The organism is Atlantibacter subterraneus, assembly GCF_007570865.1.
GTDB classification, from domain to species: domain Bacteria; phylum Pseudomonadota; class Gammaproteobacteria; order Enterobacterales; family Enterobacteriaceae; genus Atlantibacter; species Atlantibacter subterraneus.
Map to the genome: position 1 here is coordinate 1 of NZ_VLPS01000004.1, position 25258 is coordinate 25258.

Below are 25258 nucleotides of genomic sequence, written 5' to 3' on the forward strand. Positions count from 1 at the left end.
GCTTCGCTTTTTCTCAGCGGCGCGGGGTGCGTATATTACGACTTCCCGCTTCAGAGTCAAGCGTTAATTTTCGCTTTTCTCCGCCGAACTCCCCGGAGGGACTTCGCTGACCGGCCGGCTTATTCGCCGTTGTTCCGTGTCAGTGGTGGCGCATTATAGGGAGTAATCAGAATCTGACAAGCGTTAAATTCAAAAAAGTTTTCGTTCGCTCACATTTCAAGCAAAGCCCTATAAAAGGGTCTTGGTTTGCCTGGTATATAAACAAAACGGGCTCTCAGGAGCCCGTTTTTGCGATCGCCAGCACTTATTGTCGCGCAATGATACGTTCGTCTTTAACAGCCAGTTCAATTGGTTTACCCGGAATCAACTCGCCAGACAGAATCTGTTGAGCAAGCGGGTTCTCAATTTGCTGCTGAATAGCGCGTTTGAGCGGTCTTGCGCCATAAACCGGGTCATATCCGTTTTCACCCAGCAGCTGTAGCGCCTCATCAGACATCTCAACCTGATATCCACGCTCTTCCAGCCGTTTGTACAGCCGTTGCAGTTGGATCTGCGCAATCGAGGCGATATGTTTCTGGCCCAGCGGGTGGAAGACCACGACTTCATCGATACGGTTAATGAATTCCGGTCTGAAGTTTTGGCTTACCACATTAAGGACCAGATCCTTCATATGGCTATAGTCGAGTTCGCCAAAGCGTTCCTGAATCAGATCGGACCCCAGGTTGGAGGTCATAATCACTACCGTATTGCGGAAATCCACCGTCCGGCCCTGCCCATCGGTAAGACGGCCATCGTCCAGCACCTGCAGCAGAATGTTGAACACATCCGGATGCGCTTTTTCCACTTCATCCAGCAGGATGACGGAATAAGGACGGCGACGCACCGCCTCGGTGAGATATCCGCCTTCTTCATAGCCGACATATCCCGGAGGCGCGCCGACTAAGCGTGACACGGAGTGTTTCTCCATAAACTCGGACATATCAATACGCACCATCGCGTCATCACTATCGAACATAAAGTTCGCCAGCGCTTTACATAGCTCGGTTTTCCCTACCCCGGTCGGCCCAAGGAACAAGAACGAACCAATCGGGCGGTTAGGGTCGGACAATCCGGCGCGGCTACGGCGGATGGCGTTGGAAACCGCTTCGACCGCTTCATCCTGGCCAATCACCCGCTGATGCAGTTCCTGCTCCATACGCAGCAGTTTTTCACGCTCGCTTTCCATCATGCGGGCCACCGGGATGCCGGTCCAGCGCGCCAGCACCTCAGCGATTTCCGCATCGGTAACTTTATTACGCAGCAGGCGCATGGTTTTGCCTTCGCTTTGCGTCGCGGCGGCCAGCTGTTTTTCCAGCTCCGGGATTTTCCCGTATTGCAATTCTGACATCCGGGCCAGATCGCCCACGCGGCGCGCTTGCTCAATAGCGATTTTAGCCTGCTCCAGCTCGGCTTTGATGGTCTGAGTACCGGAAAGCGAGGCTTTCTCCGCCTTCCACTCTTCTTCCAGCTCTGAATATTGACGCTCTTTATCAGAAAGCTCGTCATTCAGCATATCAAGGCGTTTCTTGCTCGCTTCATCCGACTCTTTCAGCAGCGCCTGCTGTTCCAGTTTCAGCTGAATGATGCGCCGGTCAAGCCGATCCAGCTCTTCCGGTTTGGAGTCAATCTGCATACGGATGCTGGATGCCGCCTCATCGATCAGATCGATAGCTTTATCCGGCAACTGGCGATCGGCGATATAGCGGTGCGACAGCGTGGCTGCCGCCACGATAGCCGGGTCGGTGATCTGCACATGGTGGTGCAGTTCATAACGCTCTTTCAGGCCACGTAGGATCGCGATGGTGTCTTCCACCGTCGGCTCGGCGACAAACACTTTCTGGAAACGACGCTCCAGCGCGGCGTCTTTCTCAATATACTGACGATACTCATCCAGCGTGGTAGCGCCGACGCAGTGCAGCTCACCGCGCGCCAGTGCCGGTTTCAGCATGTTCCCGGCATCCATCGCGCCATCGGCCTTACCCGCGCCAACCATGGTATGCAATTCGTCGATAAACAGAATGACGTTACCTTCCTGCTTTGAAAGATCGCTAAGCACGCCTTTTAAGCGCTCTTCAAATTCGCCGCGATATTTCGCCCCAGCCACCAGCGCGCCCATATCCAGCGCCAGGACGCGGCGGCCTTTTAAGCCTTCAGGCACCTCACCGTTGACGATACGCTGCGCCAGCCCTTCGACAATGGCGGTTTTACCCACGCCAGGTTCACCGATCAGCACCGGGTTGTTTTTGGTACGACGCTGTAACACCTGAATCGTGCGGCGGATCTCTTCGTCGCGGCCAATCACCGGGTCAAGTTTGCCCTGCTCGGCACGCTCTGTGAGATCGAGAGTATATTTTTTCAATGCCTGGCGCTGATCTTCAGCCCCCTGATCGTTCACGCTTTCACCTCCACGCATTTGCGCAATCGCCTGAGTGATGTTCGCGGTATTGGCACCCGCCGCTTTTAACAGATCGGCCAGCGTGCCGCGCGACTCAAGCGCAGCCAGAACAAACAGTTCTGACGAAATAAAGTTATCGCCCTGCTTTTGCGCCAGCTTGTCGCAAAGGTTGAGGACGCGCACTAAATCCTGCGACGGCTGTACGTCGCCACCGGTGCCTTCCACCTGCGGCAAACGGCTTAACGCCTGATCGATATCCGTGCGTAACTTGCCGGCATTGATACCCGCAGAGGTAAGTAAAGGACGAACGGAACCCCCTTCCTGATTCAGCAAGGCGCTCATAAGATGTAAGGGTTCGATGAATTGGTTGTCGTGCCCCAGTGCGAGCGACTGGGCATCGGCAAGAGCAAGCTGGAATTTATTAGTAAGACGATCCAGACGCATAACTCCTCCCATAAACAGGTCAAATTTGCTACTGGAGATTAAATGAGGTCATCCCTCAATTATTCAAGGTGAATGACCTGAATTATGTGAAAAGAAAACAACGCGTTCTGGATCGTCTTGATTCGCTAGGTTATATCAGCCAAATGAAACTTGCCATACGGCCAGTGATTCTGTCACGGCGGTATGAGAAAAAATCACTCTTTTCAGTAAAGGTACAGCGGTCGCCGCCGTAGATTTGCGTCACGCCAGCCGCCGTTAAACGCTGGCGCGCAAGCTGATAAATATCGGCGAAATACTTTTCACCTACTGGACGAAACGCGCTGGCGGCCTGGCCGTCTTTGGCGATAAACGCATCGCGCACGTCATCGCCCACTTCAAACGCCTGTGGGCCAATCGCCGGGCCTAACCACGCCATGATATTTTCCGGGCGATCGTTAAAACTCGCGAGGGTCGCTTCCAGTACGCCGTCACATAATCCCCGCCATCCCGCATGCGCGGCAGCCACTTCGCTGCCCGCCTGATTACAGAATAGCACCGGCAAACAGTCTGCGGTCATGACAGCGCAAACCGTGCCAGGCGTATCGCTCCAGGAGGCATCGGCACGTTTTGTGGCATACGGCTCACCGGTCAGGCGTAACACCGCGTTGCCGTGTACCTGTTCCAGCCACACCGGTCTGGAGGGCATCTGCGCGGCAGCGAATAACCGACGGCGATTTTCCTCGACGTCATCGGCGTTGTCGCCGCAATGCGCGCCCAGATTGAGCGATGCATACGGCCCAACGCTTACGCCGCCGACGCGGGTGCTGCTACAGGCCGCAACGCCCGCTGGCAATGGCCAGTCGGGGATAATGAGTTGTGTCATAACCAATCAACGTCGTCTTTATGCGCTTCAAAGTCAGCACGCAGCGCATCGATGAGATCAACCATATCCTGCGGGATAGGCGCATGCCATTCCATCTGGATACCGGTAATCGGATGATATAAACGCAGCATAGTCGCATGTAGCGCCTGGCGATCGAACTGGCGCAGCGCCTGAATAAATTCGTCGGACGCCCCTTTCGGCGGGCGCGGACGTCCACCGTACAGCTGGTCGCCCACCAGCGGATGAGTGATATGCGCCATGTGTACGCGGATTTGATGGGTACGCCCCGTTTCCAGGCGCAGCCGCAGCCGGGTATGAATCCGAAAATGCTCCATAATCCGGTAGTGGGTAACGGCAGGTTTACCCATCGGATGAACGGACATATGGGTACGTTTCGTCGGGTGACGGCTGATCGGTTCTTCCACCGTTCCGCCTGCGGTCATATGACCGATCGCCACCGCTTCGTACTCGCGGGTGATCTCGCGCAGCTGCAGGGATTCCACCAGGCGGGTTTGCGCCGGAATGGTTTTCGCCACCACCATCAAACCGGTGGTGTCTTTATCCAGACGGTGCACGATACCCGCGCGCGGCACGTCGGCAATCGGCGGATAGTAGTGCAGCAGCGCGTTGAGCACCGTGCCGTCTGGGTTGCCCGCGCCGGGATGCACCACGAAGTCGCGCGGTTTGTTGATGACCAGAATGTCGTCATCTTCATAGACGATATTCAACGGAATATCCTGGGGTTCAAAGCGGGCGTCTTCTTCGATTTCTACATCGATAACCACGCTTTCGCCACCGAACACTTTTTCTTTTGGCTTATCGCTAATCTTGCCGTTGAGCTGGACGCGCTGGTCTAAAATCCACTCTTTTATCCGCGATCGCGAATAATCAGGGAACATTTCGGCCAAAGCCTGATCTAAGCGTTGACCGAGTTGAGATTCGGACACCGTTGCAGTGAGTTGTACTCGTTGTGCCATATACTGCTTCTTCGTTTACGTTGGGATTTACGGCTTCGCCGTATAATATAGTGTGCTATTGTAGCTGGTCTTAACCGGGAGCAGGAACTGTCAATCTCCCGCACAAGTAAAACATTCTGAGGAAAGTCAAAACGTCATGACGCGCATGAAATATCTGGTGGCTGCCGCCACGTTGAGCCTGGCTTTGGCGGGTTGCTCCGGTTCTAAGGAAGAGGTCCCTGATAATCCGCCATCTGAAATTTACGCGACTGCTCAGCAAAAACTGCAGGACGGTAACTGGAAAGCGGCAATAACGCAACTGGAAGCGCTGGATAATCGTTATCCATTCGGGCCGTATTCCCAGCAGGTGCAGCTGGATCTGATCTATGCGTACTACAAAAACGCCGATCTTCCGCTGGCTCAGGCTTCCATCGATCGTTTTATGCGTCTGAACCCGACTCACCCGAACATCGACTACGTGATGTATATGCGCGGGCTGACTAACATGGCGCTGGACGATAGCGCGCTGCAAGGTTTCTTCGGCGTCGATCGTTCTGACCGCGATCCGCAACACGCGCGCGACGCTTTCCGCGACTTCGCGAAGCTGACCCGCGGTTATCCGCAGAGCCAGTACGTTACAGACGCCACCAAACGTATGGTGTTCCTGAAAGACCGCCTGGCGAAGTATGAGCTGTCGGTTGCCGAATATTACACTAAACGTGGTGCGTATGTGGCCGTGGTCAACCGTGTGGAAGGGATGCTGCGTGATTATCCGGATACTCAGGCTACCCGTGATGGCCTGAAGTTAATGGAAAACGCCTACCGCGAAATGCAGATGAATGCGCAGGCGGAGAAAGTCGCCAAAATCATCGCCGCAAACGGCAGCAATACCTGATTGTTATCAATGTAAAAAAGGCAGCCTGGCTGCCTTTTTTTATACCCGCGATCCCGGTTTAGCTGGGTTTAGCGCGAAGTCATCCCATCAAATATGGCCTGAAAAAGGCGATCCGACAAGGGAAAAATGCCCTCTTCCTGTCCTGCCTCACAAAACAGTTTAGTTGACAAAAAGTGACAAATTTACGTGATTTACATCACACATTTTGACACTCAGGACGGTATGCTGGAATCACCAAGACGGGAAAGACGAGAGGTAAAATTTATGACAATGAACATTACCAGCAAACAAATGGAAATCACTCCGGCTATTCGCCAGCATGTCACAGACCGTCTCGCTAAACTGGATAAATGGCAAACTCACTTAATTAATCCGCACATAATATTATCCAGAGAACCTCAAGGCTTCGTCGCTGACGCCACCATGAATACGCCAAACGGCCATCTTGTCGCCAGCGCAAAACACGAAGATATGTATACGGCTATTAACGAACTCATTAACAAACTGGAGCGACAACTGAATAAAGTGCAGCACAAAGGGGAAGCACGTCGCGCAGTACCTTCAGTTAAAGACGTTAGCTTCGCGGAAGAAGAGTAATCACTCAAACACCAACAACGCGCCTCCGGGCGCGTTTTTTATTGACAGAGCGAAAACAGTGCGGGTAGTGTAATCCGTACTTTTTCAAGGAACATGTTATGAAACAACTGCCGTTCTTCTTCGCATTCTTTTTTACCTTCCCCTGAACGGGAGGCTTTTCGTCATGTGATAAAGAATGCGAAGACGAACAAACAGGCCTCCCAAATCGGGGGGCCTTTTTTATGACTATAAAAAAGGTAGCGTTATGACAGCGGAAAACCCTTTACTGGCTCTGCGGGATAAAATCAGTGCGTTGGATGAGAAATTACTGGCGCTGTTAGCCGAACGTCGCACCCTGGCGGTGGAAGTAGGCAAAGCCAAGCTGGCCACGCATCGCCCGGTGCGGGATATCGACCGCGAGCGCGATCTGCTGGATAAGCTGATTAACCTCGGCAAGGCCCACCATCTTGATGCGCATTATATCACCCGTCTGTTTCAGCTGATTATTGAAGATTCTGTTCTTACCCAGCAGGCGCTGCTTCAACAGCATCTCAACCAAACCAATCCGCACTCGGCACGCGTGGCGTTTCTGGGCCCGAAAGGCTCTTACTCGCACCTGGCGGCGCGTCAATATGCCGCTCGCCATTTTGAGCAATTTATTGAAAGCGGCTGCGCCAAATTCCATGAGATTTTTAACCAGGTGGAAACCGGCCAGGCAGATTACGCGGTGGTACCGCTGGAAAACACCAGCTCCGGCGCGATTAACGATGTCTACGACCTACTCCAGCACACCAGCCTGTCTATCGTCGGCGAATTAACTATTCCTATCGATCACTGCGTGTTGGTATCGGGTTCTACCGACCTGGAAAGCATCGAAACCATTTACAGCCATCCGCAGCCGTTCCAGCAGTGCAGCCAGTTCCTGAACCGCTATTCACACTGGAAAATTGAGTATTGTGAAAGCACGTCCGCCGCTATGGAAAAAGTGGCGCAGATGAAGTCGCCAAAAGTAGCGGCGTTAGGAAGCGAAGCCGGCGGCGCGCTGTATGGCTTACAGGTGCTGGAACGCAATCTGGCGAACCAGACCCAGAACATCACCCGCTTTGTGGTGCTGGCGCGTAAAGCGATTCACGTTTCCGATCAGGTTCCGGCGAAAACCACCCTGTTGATGGCGACCGGCCAGCAGGCAGGCGCTCTGGTAGAAGCGTTACTGGTGCTGCGTAATCACAATCTGATCATGACTCGCCTGGAATCGCGGCCCATTAACGGCAACCCGTGGGAAGAGATGTTCTATCTGGACGTGCAGGCCAACGTTCAGCAGGCGGAAATGCAGCAGGCGCTGCGCGAGCTCACCGACATCACCCGATCAATGAAAGTGCTGGGCTGCTATCCCAGCGAAAACGTGGTGCCGGTCGATCCGGCGTAATCGATAAAAAAGCCAGCGAATTCGCTGGCTTTTTCAGTTTACTGGCGGCTGTCGTTCGCCTGGCGCAGCAGAGTCCGGCTTTCGGTCTGGAAGCGTTGCGCGTAATCGCCAAACCAGTGTTCGACTTTGCGGAAGCTGTTGATAAATGCCTGTTTATCGCCCTGCTCCAGTAAGCCAATCGCCTCGCCAAAGCGCTGGTAGTAGCGCTTAATCAGCGCCAGATTATCTGCCGACGACATAATAATATCCGCATACAGCTGCGGGTCCTGAGCGAACAGCCGTCCAACCATCGCCAGCTCCAGCCGATAGATTGGCGATGACAGCGCCAGCAATTTCTCAAGCTGTACATTCTCTTCTGCCAGATGCAGACCGTAGGCGAAGGTTGCAAAGTGACGCAGCGCCTGAATAAACGCCATGTTCTGGTCATGCTCCACGGCGCTGCTGCGGTGCAGACGCGCGCCCCATACCTGAATCTGCTCCAGGAACCACTGATAGGCTTCCGGCTGGCGTCCATCACAGTAGACCACCACCTGTTTCGCCAGGCTGCCGCTGTCCGGGCCAAACATGGGATGCAGGCCCAGTACCGGACCGCTATGCACACTCAGCATCGCCTGTAACGGGCCATTCTTCACCGATGCGAGATCGACGAGGATACAGTCATCCGGCAGTCGCGGCAGTTTAGCAATCACCTGCTCGGTGACGTGGATCGGCACGCTGACAATCACCATCCCGGCATCGGCAACCAGGGCTTCCGCCTGCGGCCAGTCCTGCGGTTCAAGGATACGCACCTGATAGCCAGACAGCTGTAGCATCTTCTCAAACAGACGCCCCATCTGCCCCGCCCCGCCGACAATCACTACCGGACGCAGCGTCGGATGCAGCGTTTTAAAGCCTTTGTCATTTTCATGCGCATAGGATTCGCGCATTACCCGGCGCAGCACGTCTTCAATCAGATCCGGCGAGACGCCAAGCTGTTCGGCCTCCTGACGACGAGACGCCAGCATCGACGCCTCGCGCTCTGGCACGTAGACCGGCAGGCCATAACGGCTTTTCACTTCGCCTACTTCCGAAACCAGCTCCAGGCGGCGCGCCAGTAGCCCCAGCAGCGCCTTATCCACTTCATCGATTTGATCGCGCAGTGCGGTCAATTCTGCAACCATAATAACCTCTTATGCGAAACGCGCCGCGAGCGTACCGTTCAGATCGTTGTGGATTTCCTGTAGCAGCGCGTCGGTGGTTTCCCAGTTGATACAGGCATCGGTTACCGATACGCCGTATTTCATTGCGCTGCGCGGTTGCTCGGAAGACTGATTGCCTTCGAACAGATGGCTTTCAATCATCAGGCCGATAATCGAACGGTTGCCATCCTTAATTTGCGCGACGACCGATTCGGCGACGCCCGGCTGGCGGCGGTAGTCTTTATTGGAATTACCATGGCTGCAATCTATCATCAGCGCCGGGCGGAGTCCCGCCTGTTCCATCTCTTTTTCACATTGCGCCACGTCCGCCGGGCTGTAGTTCGGCGCTTTACCGCCGCGCAAAATCACATGGCCGTCCGGGTTGCCCTGGGTTTGCAGCAGGCAAACCTGGCCCGCCTGGTTAATACCGACAAAGCGGTGAGATTGCTCGGCGGCGCGCATGGCGTTGATGGCGGTCGCAAGGCTACCATCGGTGCCATTTTTAAAGCCCACCGGCATAGAAAGACCCGAGGCCATTTCGCGGTGGGTTTGCGATTCGGTGGTGCGCGCGCCAATGGCGGACCAGCTAAACAGATCGCCCAGGTACTGCGGGCTGTTGGGGTCCAGCGCTTCGGTCGCCAGCGGCAGCCCCATATTGACCAGTTCGACCAGCAGGCTGCGGGCGATTTTCAGGCCAGCTTCGACATCAAACGAGCCATCCATGTGGGGATCGTTAATCAACCCTTTCCAGCCAACGGTGGTCCGGGGTTTTTCAAAATAGACGCGCATAACCAGATAAAGCGTATCGCTGACTTGTTCGGCAAGGGTTTTAAACCGACGAGCATATTCAATGGCCGCTTCGGGGTCGTGGATCGAGCAAGGTCCACATACCACCAGCAGGCGCGGATCGCGTCCGGCAATAATATTGGCGATGGTCTCGCGGGAGTGCGCGATTTGCGCTTCCTGTTCCAGCGTCAGCGGGAATTCTGCCTTCAATTGATCCGGAGTGATCAAAACCTGTTCATCAGCGATATGAACGTTATTCAGCGCGTCTTTTTGCATGATTGCGACCCTTAAATTTGCTCGTTTGCGATAGTCTTTACCTCACTGAGGTAGGCGTTACCTTACCATAAGCGGTAAAGATTTCAATCCACATTCCGTAAATTTTTCGTTACAACAACAAATTTAAGCCATCTTTATTAGGATAAATAACAGGCAGTGTGTAATCAATTATTTACACACTCATAATTAATCACCGTTCTGTAAAAAATTTCCTGACTAATGTTGTTTTTGCGCTACGTTTTGCATAATTAAAAACACATCTTAAGGTTGCTCCCATGCATCAGGTATTGGTTATTCTTGGCATCTTGCTTATGACGGGTTGTCAGATAGATCCCTACACCCATGCGCCAACCTGGAGCGACAGAAACTGGTATGAAATCGGCGTGGATGATGCGATGTCGGGCAGCCTGGCAAAAGATCGGCAACGGCTTGCTCTTGAGTATGATGACGCACACATCGACATCGCCGCTTATAAAAAAGGCTATCAGCGCGGTCAGCAGCGTTTCTGCCAGGATGATTTTTTATATGTCTGGGGATTGAGCGGCAGAAGCTTCCCAGCCACCTGTGAAAATCTTGAACAAACCCCACAATTGCGCGCGCGTTGGAAACAGGGCGATACCGGTGCCAGCGAAGATTCAATATTAAATTGAATAGCTTAAAAATTTACGCTGTTCTTTTTCGTGTTCACTATTCTGCCTCACCGCTATCCCTTTGCATTCTTATGGCGTGGAGATAATGACGAACCCAACGGTAAATGTTATTATCCGAGAATATATTCTGTAACAAGTATTACGCGTCACTGCTTTTGCTGGAACCCACAACATGCCTGTGCTGCACTTCCGAGCGATTTATTTAGTATTGATGATGGTGGCGATACCTTCGATAGCGGAACTTCCTTCGTCAGGCACAAATAACGACGAAGCCGTGCAGCGTATTGTCTCAGGCATTATCAGCTATACCCGTTGGCCCAGCCTTTCTGCGGCACCGCGCATTTGTATTTTTAGCTCTTCCCGGCTGGCGAAATTAGTTAACGATAATATTACACCCTTATCCTATACGCCGGTTATCGTCGAAAACAGTGAACAGGCATTAGCGTCGCAATGTGACGGTATTTATTTTGGAAAAGAACGACCTGAAGAACAGGCGAAATTAATCGAGGCTTATCAGCCACACCCTTTATTATTAATCGCTGAGCAAAATACCCAGTGCCTGATTGGCAGTTCGTTTTGCCTGAATATTAATGTCACCCCGGTTAAGTTCGCGGTAAATCTCGACTCATTGTCCCGTAGCGGTGTGCGGGTCAATCCGGACGTACTGATGCTCGCACGGAATAATAATCATGATTAAGGATATCAACTCTATGCCTCGGCCAACGTTCAAAAGAACGTTACGGCGCATCAGCATGATAAGCGTCGTGATTACCATGATTATCGTCTGGCTGCTGCTTTCCGTCTCATCCATGCTGACTCTGAAACAATATGCGCAGAATAACCTTCGTTTACTGAGCGTTTCCATCAGCCATACGCTTGAAGCCGCCATGGTATTTCGTGATGGCCCGGCGGCTTATGACACGCTTGCCGCCCTTGGCGCGCAGGGTCAATTCGCCAGCGCGCAGGTCGTGGACAACATGGGAGAGATTATTGCCGACTGGTCAGGTACCGCGGAAAACGATCGTGACGTGATGGGCGGCCTGGTCAGTAAATGGGTATTCCCGACGCCGGTGGTTCAGCAGATTTATCACAATGGCAGCGTGTTGGGCGAGATCCGCCTGACCGCCATGGATAATATTATTACCCATTTCGTCTGGACCTCGCTCGGCGTACTGACCGCCTGCCTGATCCTGGCTTCCTGCATCTCCCTGTCAATTACCCGTTACTTGCACAAAGGCATGGTTAACGCGCTCAATAATATTACTGAAGTCGCTCATGACGTGCAGACGAACCGTAATTTTTCCAGGCGGGTATCCGCCGAGCGCATAGAAGAATTTCACCGCTTCGGGCAGGACTTCAATACGCTGCTGGACGAGATGGAAACCTGGCAAACGCAATTACAGCGTAAAAACGCCTCGCTGTTGATCAGCGCCACCCACGATCCGTTGACTGGTCTGGCCAATCGCACGGCGTTTCGCCAGGCCGTTGAAACCATGATGAATGACAGAAGCCGTAAAATCGACGCCGCGCTGCTTTTCATGGATGGTGATAACTTCAAGCAGATTAATGATACCTGGGGTCATGCCGCGGGCGACCGTGTACTGATTGAGGCCGCTCAACGCTTACGCAACTTCTCAGGCGAAACGCACTGTGCCTATCGTCTGGGCGGTGATGAGTTCGCAATTTTGCTGACCGGCGTTCATTCCACCGATGAATTACTGATGTGCATTACCGATTTACGTCAGGCGCTATTGCCGCCAATTCTGTTGAACAATGGCGAAACGACGGTGCTATCAATGAGCATCGGCTACGCGCTGGCGAAATGTACAGCGACGCCGGAAGCCCTGATGGAAATCGCCGACAAGAACATGTATCACGACAAGAGTAAGCGCCGACTGGCGTTTGGATAATCACAAAGGAAGATCATTATGTTGCCCCGTTTTTTTGCTCCCGCCGTTCTCGCTGCATTCCTGTTAACCGGCTGCCAGACGCCGCAGGGCAAATTTACCCCTGAGCAAGTCGCAGCCATGCAGTCTTACGGCTTTAGCGAAAGTAACGGCGACTGGTCGCTGGGCTTATCAGATACCATTCTGTTCGATAAAAACCAGTATCAACTGCGTCCTGAAAGCTACAGCCAGATTGAAACCATGGCGGCGAATCTTTCTTCCCATGGTTTAAAACATGCGCGCATGGATGGCCATACCGATAATTACGGAGAGGACAGCTACAATGAAGCGCTTTCCCTTAAACGGGCCAATATCGTGGCCGATGCGTGGGCAAAAGGCGCGAATCTGCCGCGCAGTAATTTTATTACCCAGGGTTTAGGTAAGAAATTCCCTGTCGCCAGCAATAAAACCGGTGAAGGACGTGCCGAAAACCGTCGTGTTGCGGTGGTCATCAGCACGCCCTGAGGCTTAGCTTACGGCGGGTGCAGTAGCCTGACGGCGCTGCGCTCGCTTCCAGCGTATAACATCAATCAATAAAAACAGCAGCATGCTGAACCCCATCACCGGCATGGCGTACCCTGCCGCAGCCGTAATAACCAGTACACAGCCACGCCCGATAATAGAGAGTTGCAGCCACGCATCGCACAGCGTTTGCGCCGGATTTTTGGCTGCCGCAGCCGGACGCCGCAGCCACCACTGGCGGTAACCCATAACGATCAGTACGCACAGTGCGGCGCCAAAGCCCACCAGCGCCAGTTGATTAATCAACCCGAACAAGACGCCCATATGGAAATCCACGCCCCAGCGGGTGAGTTTCGCCATCAACGGGAACTGGGTGAAGTCAGTCTGGTCGATAACCTGCAGGGTTTCACCGTTTATCGCCACCGCGTCAACCTGCGTCGGCCAGCGTCGGTCAATTTCCGTGACCGTCCAGGCCTGATTACTGCTACGCGGTGGGCGAATCTCTACCAGGCTGGCATGGAGACCGTTTTGCTGCGCCACAGCCATCACGCGGTCGAAATCGGCGCTATTAGGCGCATGCGCCGCCATCGCGCCATGGTGGTGCCCATGATGCTCGGCGTGCGGGTCGGCCGCAGCCGCCTCGCCAGCTATCGCCGTATTGACCTGCGGCGTCATCCAACCCAGCGCGGCGCGCAGTTTATCGACATTGCCGCCCGCATACTGCGACCAGGTGAGCCCCGTCGCGGAGAAGAGCAACAGCCCTGCCAGCAACACCAGGCCCAGCGTGATGTGTAACTGCCTCGCCGCCATAAATCGGCTGCGTTTGACCGGCTTACGCTTGCGTGCAGGCCGCGTTACCCACCACAGAACAATGCCGCCCAGCGCTGCGATCCACATCCATGACGCCGCCAGCTCGCTATATATCCGCCCGAAATCCCCTAACAATAGCGAGCGGTGCAGATAATCGATACCCTGGCGCAGCGGGAGTATTCCGCTGGTGCCATAAACGGTCAAATCGCCCGTTACCGCGAGCGTTACCGGGTCGACAAATATCGCCCGGTGTTCGGATACGCCCAGCGACGGATCGCTGAACATCACCCGCGTGGTTTGGCCTGCTTCCAGACCGGGCCTGACGGCATGTAAACGCAGCGCGTGGTGGGTGAACTGTTCGGCAATATCAACCTGACGGGCAAGCGGTTGCGGCTCCCCATCCTTGCTGCCGTTCAGCGCCGATGCGTAAACAACATTTTCCAGTTGGGGGGTCGCCACATAGAGCGTGCCCGATAGCGCCGCGACAAAAATAAACGGCCCGACAAATAAGCCAATGGCGAAATGGAGCCGCCGCAATAGCGTGATCCACGCCTGGCGTTGGGTGCAGGTGGTCATACTTTTCCTTTTTATAAAGTACGGGTGGTCCCTCCGGTGGAGAGACGTCATAGTCAAAATGTAAGGGAAAAAGCAGACGCTACCGGCGGTGCCCGGGGTGCGGGCCGTAGCCAGATCTGAGAAGGGTAAACAACGGCGACGGCGGGGTAATTCACCCGTCCGATATGGCGCAACAGCGCGTAAACCAGCGCCAGGGCAAGCAATAATATCCCCGGCACATGGCTTAACAGCACACAGTAGCCGCAGGCTTCGGCATGATCGACCATCGTCAGGCCAGGGGAATGAACGTGTTCTGCCATGCTGTCATGCATGGGCATCTCTTGATGATGCTGGGAGTGAGATGGCGGAGCGGCGTCGGTAATACGGGCGTTATGGAGAGATATCGAGATTAGCGGCGCAACGAGAATCAACAACATGGCAAACAGCGCCGCCCATGCCGCTCTTTTCGTGCTGTGTGATTGCGCTAAACTTGTCTTCACATCCCCTCCAGAAGAGAGGGCATTGTAAATGATTTGCGTCCAGAAGGTTAATGAAAACGTTCCTTCAAAACTTAAAAGCTGCTTTCAGAAAGCAGCTTTTTACATTGCGATTTTATAACGCTGTATAAATTTGCTTAAAGCAAAGCAGCCATTAACGACAAACCTTTTTTGAACGGCTGATGCTGCCGTCATTGCATACAAATTTACCGTCAGCAGTACAGTGCGAGACGCCCCCTTTTGATTTAGAACACGGGTAATTAGCTGCGTTACTGAACGCCGATGCACCGAATAAAGCTAAAAAAAGAAGGAGGAGAAATAATGTACGGACTTTCATCGATAGAGTTCCTTGTCAAAATGTTCCTGTCAGAGCTCGGCCATTTAGCGCTTTTGCTGTTGATCGTCATCAACAAGCCTCCATGGCTGATTGACTCCACTTTTAATCGCATCCGCATAATGCCTCACTGACTCAGCCGTTTCTTTGCTATGCCGCACAAACATACCAAGGGCGTAAAGCCCATTCCTGCTGAGATCGACCTCCACCAGGAGAAGGTCAGGTACAAAATAAACCGTCCGGCCTGAAAGGGTGCGTAGGTAATATTTTTTAAACAGCACCCATTTCTGGTAATAAATATTTGCACCAATTTCTAAGGTATTTTGTTCCGGCAAATAAATCACTTGCCAGTCCAGGCGCTGGTCAGATTCGTCGTGCAGTAACGTATAGAGACCCGCCGCACCCTGGCTTTTAATGATGTTAAGCGCTGCCTGATACTGTTTTTTACCGCGACGAAATTTAATACCCAGAAAAAGTATCATCCCGCCAGCCAATAACGCAAAGCTAATGACGACAACAATAACCCACCATGTTCCGGTGCCCGACTCAGCAATCAGCGAGGCAAGAATCATACTTATAACAAGCGCGGCCAGTTGCCAAAGAGTACTTGTGAGAACCCGTTGTTTTTTGGCTTTCCAGGCATAGTAGCCCACAAATACGATGAATAACCCGTAAAAAAAGAGGAGTGACCTGTCCATGATTTTCCCATCCTTGCGAAACAATCCTTAACACAGTAACGATCTGGTTCCTGTAAGCAAAAAACAAGGGGCTGGCATTACGCCAACCCCTTGTATTCGCACTAACTTTTTGGATGTCGCTTAAGCGAATCTTAGTTCAGGCGCTCTTTGATACGAGCTGCCTTACCAGTACGCTCACGCAGGTAGTACAGTTTAGCTTTGCGAACGGCACCACGACGTTTAACAGTAATGCTGTCAACTACCGGTGAGTGAGTCTGGAATACACGCTCAACACCTTCGCCGTTGGAGATTTTACGAACAGTGAATGCAGAGTGCAGACCGCGGTTACGGATAGCGATAACCACGCCCTCAAATGCCTGCAGACGTTTTTTGGAACCTTCAACAACCCATACTTTCACTTCCACGGTGTCACCCGGACGGAAGGAAGGTACGTCCTGCTTCATCTGCTCTTGTTCAATTTGCTTAATAATGTTGCTCATAATTTAATCTCTTATCCTGGGTAAACTGATGTATTGGGGGCGTTACGCCATCCCATCATGTTTATGCTGCTGTTGTGCGTGTTCAGTTTTGAACTCCGCCAGCAACCTTGCTTGCTCTTCAGTCAGAGCCAGGTTTTCCAAAAGTTCAGGTCTTCTAAGCCAGGTTCGACCCAGTTGCTGCTTCAAACGCCAGCGACGGATTTCGGCGTGGTTACCCGACAGCAATACTGCCGGTACTTCCATCCCTTCCAGTACTTCAGGGCGGGTGTAGTGTGGGCAATCCAGCAACCCGTCAGCAAATGAATCTTCAATTGCCGAGGCTTCGTGACCCAGTACCCCCGGAATAAACCGGGCGACCGAGTCAATCAGCGTCATTGCTGGTAACTCACCACCGCTGAGAACGTAATCGCCGATTGACCATTCTTCGTCAATTTCGGTCTGGATCACACGCTCATCAATCCCTTCGTAACGGCCACAAACCAGAATCAACTTCTCGTTTGTCGCTAACTCACTGACGCCTTCTTGATCAAGCTTGCGTCCCTGAGGTGAAAGGTAGACAACCTTCGCGCCTTCGCCCGCCGCAGCTTTTGCGGCATGAATGGCATCCCGTAAGGGCTGCACCATCATTAACATCCCCGGTCCGCCGCCGTAAGGACGATCGTCCACGGTACGGTGCCGGTCATGAGTGAAATCACGCGGACTCCAGCTCTGGATGCTCAGCAGGCCATTTTTTACTGCCCGGCCAGTTACCCCGTAATCGGTAATTGCGCGGAACATCTCAGGAAACAGGCTAATTATGCCAATCCACATAGCGCCGTCTTTTACCGTATTCAGAAGTATTTAAAAACCAGGATCCCAATCTACTTCAATGGTTTGAGTAGCGAGATCGACTTTCTTGATAACCTGCCCATCGAGGAACGGAACCAACCGCTCCTTGATACCGAACGCATCTTTCAGGTTTGCCTTGATGACGAGAACGTCATTCGACCCGGTTTCCATCATGTCGATGACTTTACCGAGCTGATATCCCTGCGTGGTCACTACCTGGCAACCGATAAGGTCTTTCCAGTAGTAGGTACCCTCTTCGAGACTGGGCAGTTGCGTTGAATCGACCACAATTTCGCAATTGGTGAGCAGATTCGCGGCATCCCGATCGTCAACGCCTTTCAGCTTGATGATCAGATCCTGATTGTGGTGCTTCCAGCTTTCCAGCTGTACTGGCTGCCACTGACCCGCCTTCTGGATAAACCAGGGCTGATAGTCAAAAATGCTTTCAGCGTCTTCGGTGGAGGAAAACACTCTGAGCCAACCACGGATACCGTAGCAGGAGCCCATTTTCCCGAGAACAATCGGGTTAACAGGTGCCTTAGCGGTTTCTTGCTTGCTCATCATGACCACCGTGACAGATTAAGCTGCTTTTTTTGCTGCTTTGATCAGCGCGGAAACGCGATCGGAAACGGTAGCGCCCTGGCCAACCCAGTGCTCAATGCGGTCCAGATCCAGGCGGGTGCCTTCTTCTTTTTCGCTGGCGATCGGGTTGAAGAAACCAACGCGCTCAATGAAGCGACCGTTGCGTGCATTACGGCTGTCGGTCACGACAACCTGGTAGAACGGACGCTTTTTCGCGCCGTGACGTGCTAAACGAATAGTTACCATAACATCCTCTATAGTGAATAAAACACCAGGCCCCCTCGAGGGAAGGGGCCCGGTGTCATATTAAAAGCCCGAAAATTTTACTCATTTTCAGCTAAAAAGCAATCAGCAGATGAGATTCGGTGAGATTAAACGGGTAAAGGGCTAAAGGCCGTCGGCGGTGCGGCCAGTTTGGCGACGGCGTGCGCGCAGCCGCCGGAGCGTACACGCAGTACGTGACGGTGGCGAGCACACCCCGGCGTCAAAATGGCAAACAAGCCAGGCCGTTATCTACCCGGGAAGCCGGGGGGCATCATCCCTTTCATGCCCCGCATCATCTTCGCCATCCCGCCCTTCTTCATTTTCTTCATCATGCGCTGCATGTCGTCGAACTGTTTCAGAAGGCGGTTAACGTCCTGCACCTGCATCCCGCAACCGGCGGCGATACGGCGCTTACGGGAGCCTTTAATGATGTCGGGGTTGGCGCGCTCTTTCAGCGTCATGGAGCTGATAATGGCCTCCATACGCACCAGCACTTTGTCATCCATCTGGGACTTCACGTTATCCGGGATTTGCCCCATGCCCGGCAGTTTACCCATCAGGCTCGCCATGCCGCCCATGTTTTTCATCTGCTTGAGCTGCTCAAGGAAGTCATTCAGGTCGAAGCCATCGCCTTTCTTCAGCTTATTAGCGAGTTTTTCCGCCTGAGCGCGGTCAACCTTGCTTTCGATATCTTCGATCAGCGACAGCACATCGCCCATGCCGAGAATACGCGAGGCGATACGATCCGGGTGGAACGGCTCCAGCGCTTCGGTTTTTTCACCAACGCCGAGGAATTTGATCGGCTTGCCGGTGATATGGCGAATAGAGAGCGCCGCACCGCCGCGGGCGTCGCCGTCGACTTTGGTCAGCACCACGCCGGTCAGCGGCAGCGCTTCGTTAAAGGCTTTTGCGGTATTCGCCGCATCCTGGCCGGTCATGGCGTCGACCACAAACAGGGTTTCTACCGGATTAATCGCGGCATGAACCTGTTTGATCTCGTCCATCATGGCTTCATCGACGTGCAAACGACCGGCGGTATCCACCAGCAGCACGTCGTAGAATTTCAGTTTAGCTTCTTTCAGCGCCGCGTTAACGATATCGACCGGCTTCTGTGCCACGTCGGACGGGAAGAAATCGACGCTAACCTGTTGCGCCAGGGTTTCCAGCTGTTTGATCGCCGCCGGGCGATACACGTCGGCAGAAACCACCAGCACCTTTTTCTTGTGCTTTTCGCGCAGGAATTTACCGAGCTTACCGACGCTGGTGGTTTTACCCGCCCCCTGCAGGCCCGCCATCAGCACCACCGCAGGCGGCTGCGCCGCGAGGTTCAGCGACTGGTTTTCTTCGCCCATCGCCGAAACCAGCTCGTTACGGACGATTTTGACGAATTCCTGGCCTGGGGTCAGGCTTTTATTAACTTCATGGCCCACCGCTTTTTCTTTCACGCGGTTGATGAATTCACGTACTACCGGCAGCGCTACGTCGGCTTCCAGCAGCGCCATGCGCACTTCGCGCAGGGTTTCTTTGATGTTGTCTTCGGTCAGGCGTCCGCGGCCGCTGATATTGCGCAGCGTACGCGACAAACGATCGGTTAAATTATCAAACATGGTCTTTTGCCTAAGAGGTCAGATTAAGGCCGCCACAGCGACTCTGATTCACAATGGGTCGGAGTATAACACGATCGGTGTATTGAGTGTGCTGCAACGGTTGGAGCCTGAGTCACGTAACGGTATACTGACTGACTTTCCTTTCTGGCGAATGAACGACACCCTTATATGCCTTTTTTCGCACTACTTGCGCTCGTCGCGTACTCCATCAGCCTGGCGCTGATTATTCCCGGCCTGCTTCGAAAGAACAGCGCATGGCGTCGTATCGCCATTATTTCCGCAGTGATTGCGCTGATAAGCCACGGTCTGGCGCTGGAAGCGCGCATCTTTCCGGCGGACGGCTCCGGCCAGAACCTCAGCCTGCTCAACGTTGGCTCGCTGGTAAGTTTACTGATCTGTACCGTAATGACGATTGTCGCCTCGCGCAATCGCGGCTGGCTGCTGCTGCCCATCGTTTACGCCTTTGCGCTAATCAATCTGGCGTTCGCCAGCTTTATGCCCAACGAATTTATCACTCACCTGGAAACCACGCCGGGGATGATGGTGCATATTGGGCTGTCGCTGTTTGCCTACGCCACGCTGATTATCGCCGCGCTGTATGCGCTACAGCTGGCGTGGATTGATTACCAGCTTAAGCATAAGAAACTGGCGTTTAATAATGAAATGCCGCCGCTGATGACCATTGAGCGTAAAATGTTCCATATCACCCAGGTGGGCGTGGTGCTGCTGACGTTAACGCTCTGCACCGGCCTGTTCTATATGCACAACCTGTTTAGCCTGGAGAATATCGACAAAGCCGTGCTGTCGATTATCGCCTGGTTTGTGTACATCATTTTACTCTGGGGCCATTTTCATGAAGGCTGGCGCGGGCGTCGCGTCGTATGGTTTAACGTGGCGGGTGCTGCCTTGTTAACGCTGGCTTACTTCGGCAGCCGCGTTATCCAGGAATTCGCTGGCTAACTAAGGATCTCCCCTGGAACATATCTCGACTACCACGCTAATCGTCTCCCTGATCGTAATGGTCGTGGTTTCAGCCTATTTTTCAGGCTCGGAAACCGGCATGATGACGCTTAACCGCTACCGGCTACGTCATCTTGCCAAACAGGGCAACCGCGCCGCCCGGCGCGTTGAAAAACTGCTGCGCAAGCCTGACCGCCTGATTAGCCTGGTGCTGATCGGCAATAACCTGGTCAATATTCTCGCCTCGGCCATCGCCACTATCGTCGGCATGCGCCTGTACGGCAACGCGGGCGTGGCGATCGCCACCGGCGTGCTCACCTTTGTGGTGCTGGTATTCGCCGAAGTGCTGCCGAAAACTATCGCCGCCCTGTATCCCGAAAAAGTCGCCTTTCCCAGCAGCGTACTGCTTGGCCCGCTGCAAATCGTGATGATGCCGCTGGTGTGGCTGCTGAATACCGTCACGCGCATCCTGATGCGTATGGTGGGGATTAAAGTGGATAACGTGGTGAGCGCGGCGCTGAGCAAAGACGAGCTGCGCACCATCGTGAACGAATGCCGCTCGCAGATTTCCCGGCGCAACCAGGACATGCTGCTGTCGGTGCTGGATCTTGAAAAAGTCAGCGTCAACGACATCATGGTGCCGCGTAGCGATATCGTCGGGATTGATATTAATGACGACTGGAAATCCATTGTCCGCCAGCTTACTCACTCGCCCCATGGCCGCATCGTGCTGTATCGGGATTCGCTGGACGACGCCATCAGTATGCTGCGGGTGCGCGAAGCGTACCGCCTGATGACCGAGAAGCAGGAATTTACTAAAGAGATGCTGCTGCGCGCCTCCGATGAGATTTACTACGTGCCGGAAGGCACGCCGCTCAGCACTCAACTGATCAAATTCCAGCGTAATAAAAAGAAAGTCGGCCTGGTGGTGGATGAGTATGGTGATATCCAGGGCCTGGTGACCGTGGAAGATATTCTGGAAGAGATCGTAGGAGACTTTACCACCTCTATGTCGCCTACTCTTGCGGAAGAAGTGACGCCGCAAAACGACGGCTCGGTGATTATCGAAGGCGGCGCGAGCATCCGCGAAATCAATAAAGCCTTCAACTGGCATCTGCCGGAAGAGGAAGCGCGCACCGTCAACGGCATGCTGCTGGAAGCGCTGGAAGAGATCCCTGCCAACGGCACCCGGGTGCGCATCGCCCAGTACGATATCGATATTCTGGACGTGCAGGACAATATGATCCGCCAGGTGCGGGTGATACCGATAAAACCGCTGCGCCAGAGCGTAGAGGAGTAAAAAAACCCGCCGGTCGGCGGGTTTTCATTATGATCAGGCTTTCGCCTTCGCTACGGTCACCATCGCGGCGCGAATGGTGCGGCCATTCAGGGTGTAGCCTTTTTGCATCACCATCAGCACATTGCCAGGCGCAACGTCCTCAGACTCTACCATAGCAATCGCCTGATGCACGTTCGGATCGAGCGGAACGTTGGTATCGGCAATAACCTCAACGCCGAACTTACGCACCACATCCAGCATGGATTTCAGGGTCAGCTCGATGCCTTCAATCATGGCGCTCATATCCGGGTTGGCTTTATCCGCCACTTCCAGCGCGCGATCCAGGCTATCGATCACCGGCAGCAGTTCGTTGACGAATTTCTCAAGCGCAAATTTATGCGCTTTTTCAACATCCTGCTCGGTGCGACGACGCATATTGTCGACTTCGGCTTTAGAACGTAACACCGCGTCACGCTCGCGCTGTTGAACTTCCGCTAGCTGCGCCTGCAGGTTCGCAATCTGTTCATCGCGCGGATCCACCTGTTCAGCCGTTTCTGCGGTTTCCACGTCTACCGCCTCGTGCTGTTCCGTGATGACCTCTTCCGGGGCTTGCCCGTCAGGCGTTTTCTGTTCTTTACTACTCATGAAATTCTCCGCGTTTCTTAGCATTCAACTCGCTGGTTCGCTTATTATGGGGATCAGTTTACGGGTTTCAAGGGAACCGGGCAGATTGTCGCTGGCTAAATCACAAAGGATCACCAGAAAATGAATAAACATTTCAATTGCATTGGTATTGTTGGGCATCCCCGTCACCCAACCGCGCTCACCACGCATGAAATGCTCTGGCGATGGCTTAGTGAAAAAGGCTATGAAGTCATCATTGAGCAACAAATCGCGCACGAGCTCAAGCTTAAAGGCGTCAAAACCGGCACGCTGGCAGAAATAGGCCAACAGGCGGATCTCGCTGTGGTGGTCGGCGGGGACGGCAATATGCTGGGCGCGGCGCGGGTGCTGGCGCGTTACGACATCAAAGTTATCGGCATCAACCGCGGTAATCTCGGCTTCCTCACTGACCTCGACCCGGACAACGCCCAGCAGCAGCTGGCGGACGTACTAGAAGGGCATTACATCGCTGAAAAACGCTTTTTGCTGGAAACCCAGGTATGCCAACAGGATTGCCAGAAGCGCATCAGCACCGCTATTAATGAGGTGGTGCTGCATCCCGGCAAAGTGGCGCATATGATCGAGTTTGAAGTCTATATTGACGAGAAATTCGCGTTTTCTCAGCGTTCCGACGGATTAATTATCTCTACCCCGACCGGGTCCACCGCCTATTCGCTCTCTGCGGGCGGGCCAATTCTGACCCCCTCCCTGGATGCCATCACCCTGGTGCCAATGTTTCCGCATACGCTCTCCGCGCGCCCGCTGGTGATTAACAGCAGCAGCACTATTCGGCTGCGTTTTTCGCATATGAGCAGCGATTTAGAAGTGAGCTGCGACAGCCAAATCGCCCTGCCGATCCAGGAAGGCGAAGACGTTTTAATCCGCCGCTGTGACTATCACCTTAATCTGATCCATCCGAAAGATTACAGCTATTTCAACACGCTAAGCTCCAAGTTGGGGTGGTCAAAAAAATTATTCTGAAACCGCACTCCCCTCTTTACTGTATAAGGAACCAGTATATACTGTATGCATAAACAGCAATGTTCTTTTATACAGGAAAGCGGTTATGCTGGCACAACTGACCATCAGCAATTTCGCTATTGTTCGTGAACTTGAAATCGACTTTCACGGCGGGATGACCGCCATTACGGGTGAAACCGGCGCGGGTAAATCCATCGCGATTGACGCGCTCGGCCTGTGCCTGGGCGGCCGCGCAGAAGCCGATATGGTGCGCGCTGGCGCATCCCGTGCCGATCTCTGCGCCCGTTTCTCGTTAAAAGATACCCCTGCCGCCCTGCGCTGGCTGGAAGAAAACCAGCTTGAAGACGGAAGTGAGTGCCTGCTTCGCCGCGTAATCAGCAGCGATGGGCGTTCGCGCGGTTTTATCAACGGCACTGCGGTCCCGTTGTCGCAGCTGCGCGAACTGGGCCAGTTGCTGATTCAAATTCACGGCCAGCACGCCCATCAGCTGCTGCTCAAGCCTGAACATCAACGCACTCTGTTGGACGGTTACGGCGGTGAGCATGCGCTTACCCAGCAAATGGCCCAGCACTATCGCCAGTGGCATCAAAGCTGCCGCGATCTGGCCGCCCACCAGCAGCAGAGCCAGGATCGCGCCGCGCGCGCCGAGCTGCTGCAATACCAGCTAAAAGAGCTTAATGAATTCTCCCCGCAGCCGGGCGAATACGAGCAGATCGATGCCGAATACAAACGCCTGGCCAATAGCGGCCAGCTGCTCTCTTCCGGGCAGCAGGCGCTACAGCTGATTGCCGATGGCGAAGACGCCAATATTCAAAGCCAGCTCTATTCGGCCCGCCAGTTGCTTACCGAGCTGGCCGGGATGGATGAAAAGCTGTCCGGCGTACTGGATATGCTGGAAGAAGCGGCAATCCAGCTAACCGAGGCCGGTGATGAGCTGCGCCACTACTGCGATCGTCTGGATATGGATCCAAACCGCCTGTATGAACTGGAGCAACGCCTCTCCCGGCAAATCAACCTGGCGCGCAAGCACCGTATCGCGCCGGAAGCGCTGCCTGCGTTTCATCAAAGCCTGCTGGATGAGCAAGCCCTGCTTGATGGCCAGGCCGATTCGCTGGAAGCCTTAACCGAAGCGGTGGCCGCACATCATAAGCTGGCGCTGGAAACGGCGAAAAAACTGCATGATAGCCGCCGCGTCTATGCCAACGAGCTGAGCCAGTTGATTACCGAAAGTATGCACTTACTTTCCATGCCACATGGTCGTTTAAGCATTGAGGTGGTATTTGAAGAAAACCATCTGACCGCCGATGGTGCCGATCGCATCGACTTCCGCGTTACCACCAACCCGGGCCAGCCGTTGCAGCCGCTGGCGAAAGTGGCATCCGGCGGCGAGCTTTCCCGCATCGCGCTGGCGATTCAGGTGATCACTGCCCGTAAGATGGAAACTCCGGCGCTGATTTTCGATGAAGTGGACGTGGGGATCAGCGGCCCGACGGCGGCGATTGTCGGCAAAATGCTGCGTCAGTTAGGCGAATCCACCCAGGTGATGTGCGTGACCCACCTGCCGCAGGTGGCGGGCTGTGGGCATCAACACTTCTTTGTCAGCAAAGAAACCGACGGCGCAATGACGGAAACCCACATGCAACCGCTGGACAAGCGCGCGCGTCTGCAAGAACTGGCGCGTTTACTTGGCGGCAGCGAAGTGACTCGTAATACGCTGGCCAATGCCCGCGAACTGTTAGCGGCCTGATGACTTCTCCGGCGGTGCGCGAGACTAACGCGCACCGTTGGTCAAATTACCACCAAGTCTCCCGGTGAAAATCCGTTATAGCG

27 protein-coding genes and 1 other annotated feature are annotated in these 25258 nt (G+C 53.9%); of the genes, 12 read left to right on the plus strand and 15 right to left on the minus strand.

Annotated elements, in window-relative coordinates; translation table 11 throughout:
* Window positions 1–304 precede the first annotated feature (304 nt).
* From clpB to rluD, 3 genes are all read right to left on the minus strand, one after another.
* On the minus strand, window positions 305–2878 hold the full coding sequence (clpB, locus tag FND52_RS09095) for an ATP-dependent chaperone ClpB (protein ID WP_125294794.1): 2574 nt from the start codon (window positions 2876–2878) through the stop codon (window positions 305–307).
* Between the two features lie 130 nt (window positions 2879–3008).
* Window positions 3009–3740 (minus strand): purine nucleoside phosphorylase YfiH, encoded by a 732-nt coding sequence (yfiH, locus tag FND52_RS09100; RefSeq protein ID WP_125294795.1) that lies wholly within the window; start codon window positions 3738–3740, stop codon window positions 3009–3011.
* Window positions 3737–4717 (minus strand): 23S rRNA pseudouridine(1911/1915/1917) synthase RluD, encoded by a 981-nt coding sequence (gene rluD, locus FND52_RS09105; RefSeq protein WP_144130579.1) that lies wholly within the window; start codon window positions 4715–4717, stop codon window positions 3737–3739. The genes yfiH and rluD overlap by 4 nt, the downstream gene beginning before the upstream one ends.
* Window positions 4718–4853: 136 nt before the next feature.
* On the opposite strand from rluD, the gene bamD reads away from it, so the two are divergent.
* The 4 genes from bamD (at window position 4854) to pheA (ending at window position 7593) form a co-directional block, all read left to right on the plus strand.
* On the plus strand, window positions 4854–5591 hold the full coding sequence (gene bamD, locus FND52_RS09110) for an outer membrane protein assembly factor BamD (RefSeq protein WP_125294797.1): 738 nt from the start codon (window positions 4854–4856) through the stop codon (window positions 5589–5591).
* A gap of 264 nt (window positions 5592–5855) precedes the next feature.
* Window positions 5856–6188 carry a ribosome-associated translation inhibitor RaiA gene (raiA, locus tag FND52_RS09115; protein WP_125294798.1) on the plus strand — a complete coding sequence of 111 codons (333 nt, stop codon included), beginning with the start codon at window positions 5856–5858 and terminating at the stop codon, window positions 6186–6188.
* 97 nt (window positions 6189–6285) lie between these two features.
* Window positions 6286–6411 (plus strand) — a sequence feature (Phe leader region).
* Complete coding sequence (pheL, locus tag FND52_RS09120; protein ID WP_125294913.1) at window positions 6287–6334, plus strand: pheA operon leader peptide PheL; 48 nt, start codon at window positions 6287–6289, stop codon at window positions 6332–6334. Its footprint overlaps the feature before it by 48 nt.
* Window positions 6412–6432: 21 nt before the next feature.
* Entirely contained in the window at window positions 6433–7593 is a 1161-nt protein-coding gene (gene pheA / locus FND52_RS09125) for a bifunctional chorismate mutase/prephenate dehydratase (protein WP_144130580.1), read from the plus strand.
* 38 nt (window positions 7594–7631) lie between these two features.
* Here the strand turns inward: pheA and tyrA are convergent, their stop codons facing one another.
* Both tyrA and aroF read right to left on the minus strand, forming a co-directional pair.
* Window positions 7632–8753, minus strand: coding sequence for a bifunctional chorismate mutase/prephenate dehydrogenase (tyrA, locus tag FND52_RS09130; protein ID WP_144130581.1), 1122 nt, complete (start codon window positions 8751–8753; stop codon window positions 7632–7634).
* A gap of 9 nt (window positions 8754–8762) precedes the next feature.
* The gene (aroF, locus tag FND52_RS09135) at window positions 8763–9833 is read right to left on the minus strand and encodes a 3-deoxy-7-phosphoheptulonate synthase AroF (protein WP_144130582.1); all 1071 of its coding nucleotides are present in this window, start codon (window positions 9831–9833) and stop codon (window positions 8763–8765) included.
* 275 nt (window positions 9834–10108) lie between these two features.
* Between aroF and FND52_RS09140 the strand changes: the two genes are divergently transcribed.
* The 4 genes from FND52_RS09140 (at window position 10109) to FND52_RS09155 (ending at window position 12894) form a co-directional block, all read left to right on the plus strand.
* Window positions 10109–10483, plus strand: coding sequence for a DUF2799 domain-containing protein (locus FND52_RS09140; protein ID WP_144130583.1), 375 nt, complete (start codon window positions 10109–10111; stop codon window positions 10481–10483).
* Window positions 10484–10655: 172 nt separating this feature from the next.
* Window positions 10656–11180, plus strand: a complete 525-nt coding sequence (yfiR, locus tag FND52_RS09145) for a regulatory sequestration protein YfiR (protein ID WP_144130584.1) — start codon at window positions 10656–10658, stop codon at window positions 11178–11180.
* Window positions 11173–12393: a diguanylate cyclase DgcN/YfiN gene (gene dgcN / locus FND52_RS09150; protein ID WP_144130585.1), complete on the plus strand. Its 1221-nt coding sequence runs from the start codon at window positions 11173–11175 to the stop codon at window positions 12391–12393. The genes yfiR and dgcN overlap by 8 nt, the downstream gene beginning before the upstream one ends.
* A gap of 18 nt (window positions 12394–12411) precedes the next feature.
* Window positions 12412–12894 carry an OmpA family protein gene (locus FND52_RS09155; RefSeq protein ID WP_144130586.1) on the plus strand — a complete coding sequence of 161 codons (483 nt, stop codon included), beginning with the start codon at window positions 12412–12414 and terminating at the stop codon, window positions 12892–12894.
* 3 nt (window positions 12895–12897) lie between these two features.
* Here FND52_RS09155 and FND52_RS09160 read toward each other — a convergent pair whose 3' ends face one another.
* The 9 genes from FND52_RS09160 to ffh all read right to left on the minus strand — a co-directional run bounded on the left by FND52_RS09160 (window position 12898) and on the right by ffh (window position 19545).
* A complete protein-coding gene (locus FND52_RS09160; RefSeq protein ID WP_144130587.1) occupies window positions 12898–14277 on the minus strand; it encodes a PepSY-associated TM helix domain-containing protein in 1380 nt (459 codons plus the stop codon).
* Window positions 14278–14330: 53 nt separating this feature from the next.
* Window positions 14331–14756, minus strand: coding sequence for a DUF2946 domain-containing protein (locus tag FND52_RS09165; RefSeq protein ID WP_280114068.1), 426 nt, complete (start codon window positions 14754–14756; stop codon window positions 14331–14333).
* A gap of 151 nt (window positions 14757–14907) precedes the next feature.
* Window positions 14908–15090, minus strand: a complete 183-nt coding sequence (locus FND52_RS21930; RefSeq protein WP_144130588.1) for a YdcA family protein — start codon at window positions 15088–15090, stop codon at window positions 14908–14910.
* A gap of 44 nt (window positions 15091–15134) precedes the next feature.
* The gene (locus tag FND52_RS09175; RefSeq protein ID WP_144130589.1) at window positions 15135–15785 is read right to left on the minus strand and encodes a hypothetical protein; all 651 of its coding nucleotides are present in this window, start codon (window positions 15783–15785) and stop codon (window positions 15135–15137) included.
* A gap of 131 nt (window positions 15786–15916) precedes the next feature.
* A complete protein-coding gene (gene rplS / locus FND52_RS09180; RefSeq protein WP_125294809.1) occupies window positions 15917–16264 on the minus strand; it encodes a 50S ribosomal protein L19 in 348 nt (115 codons plus the stop codon).
* Between the two features lie 42 nt (window positions 16265–16306).
* Window positions 16307–17074: a tRNA (guanosine(37)-N1)-methyltransferase TrmD gene (trmD, locus tag FND52_RS09185; RefSeq protein ID WP_125294810.1), complete on the minus strand. Its 768-nt coding sequence runs from the start codon at window positions 17072–17074 to the stop codon at window positions 16307–16309.
* Window positions 17075–17104: 30 nt separating this feature from the next.
* Window positions 17105–17653, minus strand: coding sequence for a ribosome maturation factor RimM (gene rimM, locus FND52_RS09190; protein WP_125294811.1), 549 nt, complete (start codon window positions 17651–17653; stop codon window positions 17105–17107).
* An 18-nt stretch (window positions 17654–17671) separates the two neighbouring features.
* On the minus strand, window positions 17672–17920 hold the full coding sequence (gene rpsP / locus FND52_RS09195) for a 30S ribosomal protein S16 (RefSeq protein WP_002437767.1): 249 nt from the start codon (window positions 17918–17920) through the stop codon (window positions 17672–17674).
* Between the two features lie 263 nt (window positions 17921–18183).
* Complete coding sequence (ffh, locus tag FND52_RS09200) at window positions 18184–19545, minus strand: signal recognition particle protein (protein WP_125294812.1); 1362 nt, start codon at window positions 19543–19545, stop codon at window positions 18184–18186.
* Window positions 19546–19713: 168 nt separating this feature from the next.
* Between ffh and FND52_RS09205 the strand changes: the two genes are divergently transcribed.
* A complete protein-coding gene (locus FND52_RS09205) occupies window positions 19714–20505 on the plus strand; it encodes a cytochrome C assembly family protein (RefSeq protein ID WP_125294814.1) in 792 nt (263 codons plus the stop codon).
* Between the two features lie 13 nt (window positions 20506–20518).
* Window positions 20519–21805, plus strand: a complete 1287-nt coding sequence (locus FND52_RS09210; protein WP_144130590.1) for an HlyC/CorC family transporter — start codon at window positions 20519–20521, stop codon at window positions 21803–21805.
* Window positions 21806–21838: 33 nt separating this feature from the next.
* Here the strand turns inward: FND52_RS09210 and grpE are convergent, their stop codons facing one another.
* Complete coding sequence (grpE, locus tag FND52_RS09215; RefSeq protein WP_144130591.1) at window positions 21839–22429, minus strand: nucleotide exchange factor GrpE; 591 nt, start codon at window positions 22427–22429, stop codon at window positions 21839–21841.
* A gap of 120 nt (window positions 22430–22549) precedes the next feature.
* On the opposite strand from grpE, the gene nadK reads away from it, so the two are divergent.
* Window positions 22550–23428: an NAD(+) kinase gene (nadK, locus tag FND52_RS09220; protein WP_125294817.1), complete on the plus strand. Its 879-nt coding sequence runs from the start codon at window positions 22550–22552 to the stop codon at window positions 23426–23428.
* An 85-nt stretch (window positions 23429–23513) separates the two neighbouring features.
* On the plus strand, window positions 23514–25175 hold the full coding sequence (recN, locus tag FND52_RS09225; protein ID WP_144130592.1) for a DNA repair protein RecN: 1662 nt from the start codon (window positions 23514–23516) through the stop codon (window positions 25173–25175).
* The last annotated feature ends 83 nt before the right edge of the window (window positions 25176–25258 follow it).